This window comes from Paenibacillus sp. N119s, assembly GCF_059447605.1.
Map to the genome: position 1 here is coordinate 1 of NZ_JCAJRU010000492.1, position 587 is coordinate 587.

The window sequence follows — 587 nt, forward strand, 5'->3', positions numbered from 1 at the left end:
TCCTCTCATAATTAACCCCTTTTTTATACTAACAAAAAAATACACACCCTCTATTTTAACTCATATTCACAAACGGCGAAACACTTATTGGAAAATTTTCTTACAATAAGCACAAAGACACCCTGGCTCTTTAACCAGGGTGTCTTTGTGCTTTGTAATATTTTTAGGAAAAAAGTCTGACTGCTTATGAACCTTCTCTGTTATGGTGATCCACGTGATTCCGCTGTTTCACCTTCTTAGAACCGGATAATGGCTCCTGTTGATGACTACGCTCACGCTTTTCATGACTTCCACCAGAATCCTGTGCCTCGGGAACAGGAACAGCTCTAGGCTTGCCCATTTGCGTATCCTCCATTCTCATTTTATATTACTGGCACATCAGCGAATCCGTTTATTACCATTTAAAATAGGACTATAGATGGTTCATATCTTCCGTTTTATCGTGGTTTAGTGAATCCTGATGACGACGATCATTACGATCCTGCTGCACTTGCTGTGCCTGATGACTATTTACTGGACGTTGCTCCAAATCATCGACAATGTTGGACAGGTTTTTATCCAGTCCATTTTTGGCCTTTGTCATGTAG

1 protein-coding gene is annotated in these 587 nt (G+C 40.4%); it reads right to left on the minus strand.

Annotated features, from left to right (window positions below):
• Positions 1-184 precede the first annotated feature (184 nt).
• Positions 185-340 (minus strand): small acid-soluble spore protein P, encoded by a 156-nt coding sequence (locus AC5V8P_RS25960; RefSeq protein WP_064795693.1) that lies wholly within the window; start codon positions 338-340, stop codon positions 185-187.
• Positions 341-587 lie beyond the last annotated feature (247 nt).